Origin of the sequence: uncultured Dialister sp. (genome assembly GCF_937959425.1) — a bacterium.
Lineage (GTDB): Bacteria > Bacillota > Negativicutes > Veillonellales > Dialisteraceae > Dialister.
Genome location: NZ_CALGPS010000038.1, coordinates 1 through 9,959, shown reverse-complemented (window position 1 = coordinate 9,959; position 9,959 = coordinate 1). Strand labels below are relative to the sequence as shown.

Annotated in this window: 2 protein-coding genes; both read left to right on the top strand. The window is 54.1% G+C overall.

The window, feature by feature from the left end:
* Positions 1-1,218: 1,218 nt before the first annotated feature.
* Positions 1,219-4,572 (top strand): EAL domain-containing protein, encoded by a 3,354-nt coding sequence (locus tag Q0482_RS01830; protein ID WP_299142624.1) that lies wholly within the window; start codon positions 1,219-1,221, stop codon positions 4,570-4,572.
* Between the two features lie 1,344 nt (positions 4,573-5,916).
* Positions 5,917-9,270: a GGDEF domain-containing phosphodiesterase gene (locus Q0482_RS01825; RefSeq protein WP_299142623.1), complete on the top strand. Its 3,354-nt coding sequence runs from the start codon at positions 5,917-5,919 to the stop codon at positions 9,268-9,270.
* The last annotated feature ends 689 nt before the right edge of the window (positions 9,271-9,959 follow it).

The following is a 9,959-nucleotide window of genomic DNA, read 5'->3' as shown; positions in this document are numbered from 1 at the left end:
TTCTCAGGTCGCTAACGCTCCCCTACGAATCGTGTTCCCTTGCCACCCCGCAAGCAGTGGGACAACAACCCGTGCTTAAAATAGAGCAGCTTTATGAGGGAAATGCTTTGCGGAGCTTTATTGTTCCCCCGCACAGCGGGGGAAAGGTGGTGCCGTAAGGCACCAAAGGGGGAAAAGCCGCCGTAGGCGGCTAATTCAGCAGAATGGTAAGCGGAGAAATGAAACACTGTGGCAAAGCAGGCCGCCTTTCGGTGGTCAGGATGGCAATGGAGTGTCATGACGGTGCTTCACCTCGTACACCCTTTGCCGCTCCGCGGCGTTCCCCTCAAGGGGAAACAAGAATTCTAGCGGCGCTATGCTTTGATATGCTTATGAGGCCCAAAGCTGAGCGGAGAGCAAAGTTCCACCTAAAGGTGAAACGACTCACTATGATTTGTGCGTCGCTGACGCTCCTTCAAAGCATGTTCGCTGTGCACCCCTCCGGGGTGGCAAAGGAACTGGATTTGCAGGGAAGCGCAGTGACCCGAAAATCCAGTGACATGCTTTCCTTTAGGAGAAAGGTGGTGCATTAGCACCAAAAGGGGTGCATTTCCAACGCCCGCAGGGCGGTTGTATGGTTTTCCCACGGGCAGAGCCCGGTTGTTATGGTTTTTATTCCGCGAAGCGGCAATAAATCTCATCGCCCGTCAGGGCGATACCACAACCCTTTTCCACAACCCTTTTCCACAGCCCACGGGCCCTGCGGGCCCGTCCCCCTTTGGTACTACGTACCACCTTCCCACCCGCAGTTCGGTTGGGCGACAAAAGGAAAGCGCCTTAATAGGCAGGCTAGGCGCCTTACTTTGCCCGACTTGCACATCCTATGCAGGATGTGCACAGTGGACAATAGGATGGGGGGAACCCTCTGAACCGGGCGGCGAAGCCGTCCATATAAAATTGCGGCGGAGCCGCCACCACAACCCTCGGCCCAAAGGCCGTCAAACTTTAGAACCTTAAGAACCCTCGGGGCGAAGCCCCGTCAACCCTTTTCCACAACCTACGGCGGCAGCCGTGCCCCTTCGCGCCCGAAGGGCGCGCTTCCCTCTCTTTTGTTATAGAACAATTTTCTTGGATTTTACAAAGAAAAGGGTGTAAAATGTATGTAAACCATAATCTGTTTTTGAGGAGGGTGCTGTCTGCATAAGACTAGTTTTATAAAGCTGATGCAGGTGGGGAAGTATGGAGAATAGTAATTGCAAAAAATGGATGAATGATTTTCCCGGCGGGGTGCTTCTGATTTCCAGGGATGAAGAGGAAAAGATACTGGCGGTGAACGAAGAGGTTCTCCGCATTTTCGAGTGCCCCGGAGAGAAGGAGTTCATGAATCTTTCCGGCAGCCGTTTCCGCGGGCTCATGGCGGAAGAGGAGTATCGTTCCCTGGAGGAGATTTTTTCCAGCCGCAACGAGAAGGGAAGATACAATTTCTACAACTTTTCGTCCGTTTCCCTGAGGGGACGTACCCTGGATGTGGAAGGCCTTCTGGGAAGGGCGGAGGATGATGAGCTTGGCCCTGTATGGGTGCTGGGACTTGTGCGGAGCGAGGTCCGTCACCGGGCGCTGGAGCAGGAAATGGATACCGGGCTCATCGGGAAGTATGACTTTCGCCGGGAGGCTTTCCGGCTGAAACAGGAGGACATGGCCCGGGGCGTATATGGAACAAGGATTGTTATTTTCATCAATCTGGTCCGTTTTTCTGCCATCAATGCCAATTATGGGGTAGGCGTGGGCAATGCGGTGCTGAAGCGGATGGGACAGATTCTGCGCCGCCATTTCCCTGCGGATCCTGTGGCCCATGTGTCGGCCGATGATTTTATTATCCTTGCGGCCCCGGAGCATGCTCTTGAGAAACTGGATGCGGCGGTGGAGGAAATCAATGACATCATGGAGGATGACTCTGTCCGCTGCAAGGCAGGGGCTGTACGTTTCGGCGAAGGGTATATTTCCATTGCCGCCTTGAAACGTATGACCTGGTGGGAACCCTTTGACCTGGCCCGGAAGGCGGCGGAGTCCATCAAAAATGACGGCAGCCGGAACTGGGTGCTGTATACCCCGGCCCTGGGACAGAAATTGATTAATACTGCCTTTGTTATGAAAAATTTCAAAAGGGCTCTTCGGGAAGGGCACATCCAGGTTTTTTACCAGCCCGTTATCCGTGCCCTCACAGGGAAGCTCTGCAGCTTTGAGGCCCTGGCCCGGTGGACGGATCCGGAGAAGGGCATGATTCTGCCCGGCGTATTCATTCCGGTGCTGGAGAAGATGAACCTTATCCATCTTCTGGACAGCTATGTGATTGAGGAAACGGCGAAGCTGTATGTGAAGCTCATGAGAGAAGGATGGCCGGTGGTTCCCGTATCGGTGAATCTGTCGCGCATGGATTTTGAGGCCATGGATCCCTTTGCCTTCCTGGAGCATATCGTATCCACCTACCAGGTGCCCCGCCATTTCTTCCGTATCGAAGTGACGGAGTCCGCCCTCACCCTGAACGGCAAAGCCATGAAGGACGTACTGTCCCGTTTCCACGAAGCGGGCTACCAGCTGTGGCTGGACGACTTCGGCAGCGGCTACTCCTCCCTCAACGTGCTGAAGGAATTTCACTTTGACGAACTGAAAATCGACATGGCCTTTCTTAGAAATTTCAATGAAAAGAGCCGTGAAATCATCCGCTCCATCATCCTCATGGCCAAGAACCTTTCCATCCACACCCTGGCGGAAGGGGCGGAAACAAAGGAACAGGTGGAATTCCTGAAGGAATCGGGCTGCGAAAAAATCCAGGGCTTCTTCTATGGACGACCCATGTCCTGGGAGGAAGCCAGGGAAAAAATCACCGCCGCCGCCTATGTGCCGGAAACGGCGGTGGAAGAAGCGGTGATGGATGATCTGGGGGATGTGAATGTTATCACCGAAAAGCCGATGGGCCTCTTCCTCCATCAGAAAGGCCTCTGCCGGCTGATTCTCCGGAATGAAGCGCTGGCCCGGGAAACCAGGTCGGTGAGCGGAACCGACGGGGCCCTCTTCACCGGCGGCGAGCTGCACGGCGGCAGCCCGTCCTACGACTTTATCCACGCCCTCATAGAAGAAAGCTGGAGAAGCGGAAGGATGCAGTCCGCCATTATCGTAAGAAACGGAAACCTTCTGAAATATGAAGTCCATACCCTGAAGGGAGGCGATACCCTTGCAGGAGGCGCCCTGTCCGTCATGAATGTGACCCTCCGGAAAGCGACGGCGGAAAAGAAGGATATGGACAGCCTTTATATGAACATGATGCATGTCTTCACCGGCATGTACTACTACCGGCAGAAGGAAAAGAAGGTGGAAGTGCTCCTGACCACCCTTCCGGGCATGAAATCGGGCGATGTCCTGTCTGTGGAACAGGTACTTCAGGTAAAAAGCCTCGTCCATCCTGACGACCGTAAACGGTTCCTTGCATTTCTGAATGAAGAGCATGTGCTGAAAGCCGCCGATGGGTCCCCCTATGGCGCGGCGGGAGAAGTCTTCCGTTTCAAAGACAGAAACGGCCGGTACGAATGGAAAGAAATTGTGGCGGTCAAAGCAGAAAATAACGGGGCAAAGGATGTCCTGGTGGGAGCCAAGCCCATGGTTGTGACACCCCATTCCGAAGAAGAAAGAAAACGGCTGCTGGCCCAGTACATCGCCTCCTTCCGGATGAGCCGGCAGGATGAGGGAGAACTCTCTCCTAATACCTGCTTTCTGGATGCCCTCTGCCGGATGGGAACGCTCAAATTCTTCTGGAAAGACAGAAACCGCCGTTTCCTCGGCGCCAGCAGCGCCTTCCTTTCCTACTACGGCTTTTCCGACGAAAAAACGATTCTGGGAAAAACGGATGAAGATATGGGATGGCACCTGGGAGACAGCTCCTACAGGGAAGAAGAAGAAAAAGTCCTTCATCGCGGCGTGATTTCCGAAAAGGTGAGAGGCCAGTGCATTGCCCGCGGCCGTGTCCGTGCCATTTCCGCCACCAAAGTACCGGTGTACCAGGGAAATGAAATCATCGGCCTTCTGGGCTGGTTCATAGACCTTGGGGATGAAGAGGAGAAAAAAGAAAAGAATGTCCGCCGCTTCTATATGGACGAAGAATCAGGCTTCCTGAGCTACCGGGGCATTATGATCTCCGCCCAGCACTACGACGACGCCTTCCATACCAGCGGCGCTGACTACGAAGCCATCCTCCTTAAAATCCCGGGCATTGAATCCTTTGGCAGAGAATACGGGAAAACCGGCAGGCGACTGCTGATCCAGGCTGTGGGAGATGCCATCAGAAATACCTTCGCCGCCACCTCCGCCATCGGCAGAGTGGGGATAGACAGCTTCCTCATCTTCCGGAACGGAGAAGAAGAAAGGGCATTGAAGAAAAAACTGGATGAACTGGCGGAAGCCCTGAGCCGTATCCACTCCGCCGGCGGCTATCCCTGCACCCTCTTCCTGGGCTGGGCCCTGGTCCAGGGAAGGGAAGTGAAGAACCTGGATGATATCCGGCCTATCCTTATCCGCAGAACCGCCTACTATAAAAAATGAAAAAGCGTCCCTTCCGGGACGTTTTTTTATGTGGGATGCGGGGCGGGAAGGAAATCCCGAAAGAGAACGTAGACGTCAGACATCAGACAATCAGACATCAGACGGCGCAGGAGCCTTTCCACCGTCCACCGTCATCTTGAGCGTCAGCGAAGGATCTCGGTACATGACGCTAATGACTCCTACTAGCTCACTAGTACACTAGTACACTAGCTCACTAAAGAATACCGATCGGTGGGAAGACGAGAAAATAGTAAATTGTGAATGGTAAATGGTAAATGGTAAATGAAGGTGGGTGCCCTGCGGGCACCAGTATAAATGCCGCCTGTCGGCGGCGCCCCCTTTGGTGGCTTTCGCCACCACCTTCGCCACGCAAGCGGTGGGACTATGGGTGCTGGGCAATGTGCCGCATGATTCTACAGGAAAGCGTAGAGAGATTTATTCTGTCCCCTGAATAGGGGAAAGTCCGGCGGAGCCGGATAAGGGGTGGCCGCCATAGGCGGCCAATTCAGCAGGATGGAAAGCAAAGAGAATGACACGGCAGTCAAAAGCGTCCTTGCTTTTCCGGCGGCGCCCCCTTTGGTGGCTTTCGCCACCATCTTTCCCCCAGCTGCGCTGGGGGCACTATGGACGCTGGGCAGTGTGCCACCTGATTCTACAGGGGAGCTGCCAGAGGAAGCTCCTTTTCGCCGACTGGTATTTATTAGTGATGAGTTCAAAAGTGCCATGTACCGAGATTTTTCGCTTCGCTCGGAATGACGATGAGAGTGGGAAGGAAAGCATACAGCTCTGCCGCCGAAAGGCGGCAATAAATCTCATCGCCGTAGGCGATACCTTCCCCTCTGAACCTTTTTCCACAACCCACGGGCCCTTCGGGCCCGTCTCCCTTTGGTACTACGTACCACCTTCCCCCCGCAGTTCGGTCGGGCGACAAAAGGAAAGCGCCTTAATGGGCAGGCTAGGCGCCTTACTTTGCCCGACTTGCACATCCTATGCAGGATGTGCACAGTGGACAATAGGATGGGGGGCACTCTGAACCTTTTGAACCCGGGCCGCAAAGCGGCTTATAAAATTGCGGCGGAGCCGCCACCACAACCCTCAGCAGCCAAAGGCTGCTGTCAAACTTCAGAACCATCGCCCGCAAAGCGGGCGTCAAACTTAAGAACCTTTTCTCTCACAACCTGCGGGCATGTCCTAAAACATTTTCATGGTAAACATTCGCAAAAAAGAGTAAAATAGAGGTAAGAAATCACTCTCTGAAATTTTTCGGGGGGGGGTAGCTGCTCCTGGCTGGGGAGTAATCAGTGGTCCCTGAAGGTGCTGGATGGGAATGGCTCAGGAGGACATATGGAAAAAAGCAGGAATGTGATGCGGTATCTGGATGATTTTCCAGGAGGCGTCTGTATCGTTTCAAGGGACGAAGAAGAGAAAATTCTGGCGGTGAACCAGGAGCTTCTTCGCATTTTTGCATGCTCTACGGAAGAGGAGTTCATGGAATTCACCCATGGCCATTTCCGGGGGCTCATGGCGGAAGAGGATTACCATTCGGTGGCGGAAATGTTTGGATCCCTGGGCAGGGAGAAGACCTATAATTTTTACGGCTTTCCCAGCCACACCAGGGACGGCCGTTTCATCCAGATCGAAGGAATCTTCGGCCCGGCGGAAGATACGCCTTTTGGGCCTGTATGGACACTGGGACTGGTGAGGAGTGATGTCCGTCATCTGGCGCTGGAAAGGGATCTGGACACCGGTCTTCTGGGAAGGCATACCTTTCTTGAAGAAGCCATGAAGCTGAGACAGAAGGATGAAGCGGATGGCACCTATGGACAGCGGGCCCATATTTACCTGAATCTTGTCCATTTCTCCGCCTATAACGCCAGCTATGGCACGAAGGCAGGAAACCGGCTGCTGAAGGGCATAGGGGAAATTCTTCGCCGCCGCTTCCCCAAGTCCCTCATAGGCCATGTGGCTGCCGATAATTTCCTGATTCTCTCGCCCCGGGAGGGAGCCCGGAAAGTGCTGGAAAAGGCGGTTCGTGAAATCAACGGGCTCATCGGAGACGAAGCCATCCGGTGCAAAGCGGGCATCGTTCTTTTTGATAAAGCCCACATTCCGCTTCTGATGATGCAGAAGATGGACTGGCAGGGCCCCTTTGACCTGGCCAAGCTGGCAGCGGACTCCATCAGGGATGACAGCCGCCGCAGCGTGGCTCTCTACACCGAGAACATGGGCAGGGAAATGGTGGACCGCTCCTTTGTGCTCCGAAACTTTGAAGGGGCTCTTGCAAAAGGTCATATCCATGTGTACTATCAGCCGGTGATGCGCGCCCTTTCCGGCAAAATCTGCGGCATGGAAGCCCTGGCCCGGTGGAAGGATCCGGAAAAGGGCATGATTTATCCCAATGTGTTCATTCCGGTGCTGGAGAATATGAGGCTCATCCACCATCTGGACTGCTATGTCATCGAAGAGGCGGCCAAGCTCTACTGCCGTTTGAAGGAAGAAAAGAAACCCATCATTCCGGTGTCCGTAAACCTGTCCCGGGTGGATTTCGATGTGATGAAGCCCTTCGATTTCATGGAACATATCATTTCCCAGTATCAGGTGCCCCGCTGGTTCTTCCGCATCGAAGTGACGGAGTCCGCCCTCACCCTGAACGGGGAAGCGCTGAAGAAGGAACTGTCCCGCTTCCGGAAGGCAGGCTACCAGCTGTGGCTGGACGACTTCGGCAGCGGCTACTCCTCCCTCAACGTGCTGAAGGAATTTCACTTTGACGAATTGAAAATCGACATGGCCTTCCTTCGGAATTTCAATGAGGACAGCCGGAAAATCATCCGCTCCATCATCCTCATGGCAAAGAACCTGTCCGTCCATACCCTGGCGGAAGGGGCGGAAACGAAGGAACAGGTGGATTTCCTGAGGGAGTCGGGCTGCGAGAAAATCCAGGGATATTTCTACGGCAGACCCATGCCCTGGGAAGAAATCGAAAAGGGACTGAAAGACGGTACCTATGTGCCGGAAAAACTGCGGGAAGCGGTGGTGATGGACAAGGTGGGCATGGTGAATGTGCTCACCGATAAACCAGTCGGCCTTTTCCTGGATACGGCGGATAAGCTCATCGTTCTTGCAAGAAATGAAGCGCTTCGCGGGGAGACGGAGACTGTTTACGGCGACGATTTCATCTTCTTCAAAGGGAATACCCTTTCCCACAATGATGGCGTCTACCCCTGGTTCCGGGCACTTATCGAAGGGAGCAGGGAAAGCGGGAAACAGCAGTCCATCATTGCCATGAGAAACGGATCCATGCTGAAATGCGAACTCCGGGTACTGGCAGGAAATCACCACTTCTGCGGCGGCGCCCTGTCTGTCACCAATATCACGGTGCAGGAAAAGAATGATTCCGTAAGGGAGCTGGACTCCCTGTACCGCAGCATGATGCGCATCTTCGATGCCCTTTATTACTACCGGGGCAGTGAAAAAACGGTGAACGTGCTCCTCACCGCCATTCCCAGCCTCAGGCCCGGCGATACCCTGACAGAAGAGCAGTGGTTTTACCTTACCCGGTACGTGCATCCGGAAGACAGGAAGCGGTTCAGGAAATTCATGGACCCGGAGAATATCGTAAAGAAGGCCGCCTCCTCCACCCATAACGTTTCCGCCTCCCATTTCCGCATGAAAGACAGTACCGGCCAGTACCGGTGGAAAGAACTGGTGGCCATGGTCATAGGGAATCCGGAAGACCGGAATATCCTGCTGGGAGCCAAGAATATGATTTTAACGCCGGAGGCGCCGGAAGAAAGAGAAAAGCTCCTTTCCCAGTATATTTCCACCCTGCACCTGGACTGGAAGAACGAAAAGGAAATATCGGAAGATGCCTTCTTCATGGACACCCTGCGCCGGGAAGGGGACTTCAAATTCTTCTGGAAAGATAAAAACCGCTGCTTCCTGGGCGCCAGCAACGCCTTCCTCCGGTACTACGGCTTCCCCAACGATACCAGAATCCGCGGTAAAACCGACGAGGAAATGGGCTGGCACCTGGGAGACAATACCTATAAAGAGGAAGAAGAAAAAGTACTGACCCAGGGAGAGAGATCCTATAACGTGAAGGGCAAATGCATTATCCAGGGGAAACTCCACACCATCCGGGCCACCAAAGTGCCTGTGTACCAGGGCAATGAAATCATAGGCCTGGCAGGCTGGTTTGTGGACTTGGACGACGAAGCGAGAATGCTGGAAAAAGACAGCCGCCGCAGCTTCACCGACGACGAATCAAGATTTTTGAGTCCCCGGGGCATCATCATTGCAGCGGAACATTTCCATGACGCCCTGGAAGCAGCTGGCACCGACTACGAAGGCATTCTTCTGGAAATCCCGGCCATCGAAGAATTCGGAAAAGAATACGGCACCCGAAGCCGCGGGATACTGGTGCGGGAAATCGCAAAAAGGATATGCCGCACCTTCTCCGAAAAAGCAGTGATCGGACGCAAAGGGATGAACAGCTTCCTTATCTTCCAAAACGCTGAAGACAGAGAAGAACTTCAGGAAACCCTGAATCACCTGTCCGCCGACATCGGCAGCATCCACAGCGCCGACGGCTGCCCCTGCACCCTCTTCATCCGCACTGCCGCTGCTTATGGCAGCGAAGTCAAGAATGTAGACGAAATGCGGGCTCTCCTCCTGCGCCGGGCCAAATGCCGTAACTGATGCAAAAGTACACTCAAAGGGGCCCTCTCCATGGAGAGGGCCCCTTTGATGTGGGAATGTTTGAGTAAAAAGAGAATGAGAAGAGGGCCGCGAAGGGGCGAAGGGGTAGACGATGGTAAGAAGAGAGATGAAACATATACCGATGAGGCATATGACTTTTATACCCTTGTGGCGGCGCCCCCTTTGGTGGCTGGCGCCACCACCTTTCCCCCTCTTCGAGGGGGCACTATGGGCGCTGGGCATTGTGCTCATGTGATGAGGGGAAAGCGTAGAGAAGTTTATTCTGCCCCCTGGATAGGGGTGGCAAGGGAACTGGATTCGTAGGGAGCCGTAAGGCGACTGAGAATCCAGTGACACGCTTCCCTTTGGGTAAGTCCCGCGAAGCGGGATAGGGGGTGGCTGTGGAGGTCCTGCATAGGACCTCCAAGTCAGCCAAAGTTGGCCCTTAGCCTGCCCATAAAAGGGCCTTCCTTTTAGTTGGCTGACCGTGATAGGCGGCCAATTCAGCAGAAGGGTAAGAATAGAGAATGACACTGCAGTCAAAAGCATTCTTGCTTTTCCGGCGGCGCCCCCTTTGGTGGCTGGCGCCACCACCTTCCCCCCGCAGGCGGGGGGACAACAACCCGCTTTATACATAGTGGCTGTTAAAAAACCACCCTTTGCAAAAATAGCCTAAAACACCCTCAAAA

Bases quoted from the DNA above. Each gene is read 5' to 3' on its own strand.
- Q0482_RS01830 (WP_299142624.1), top strand. From the start codon at position 1,219: ATGGAGAATAGTAATTGCAAAAAATGGATGAATGATTTTCCCGGCGGG.
- Q0482_RS01825 (WP_299142623.1), top strand. From the start codon at position 5,917: ATGGAAAAAAGCAGGAATGTGATGCGGTATCTGGATGATTTTCCAGGA.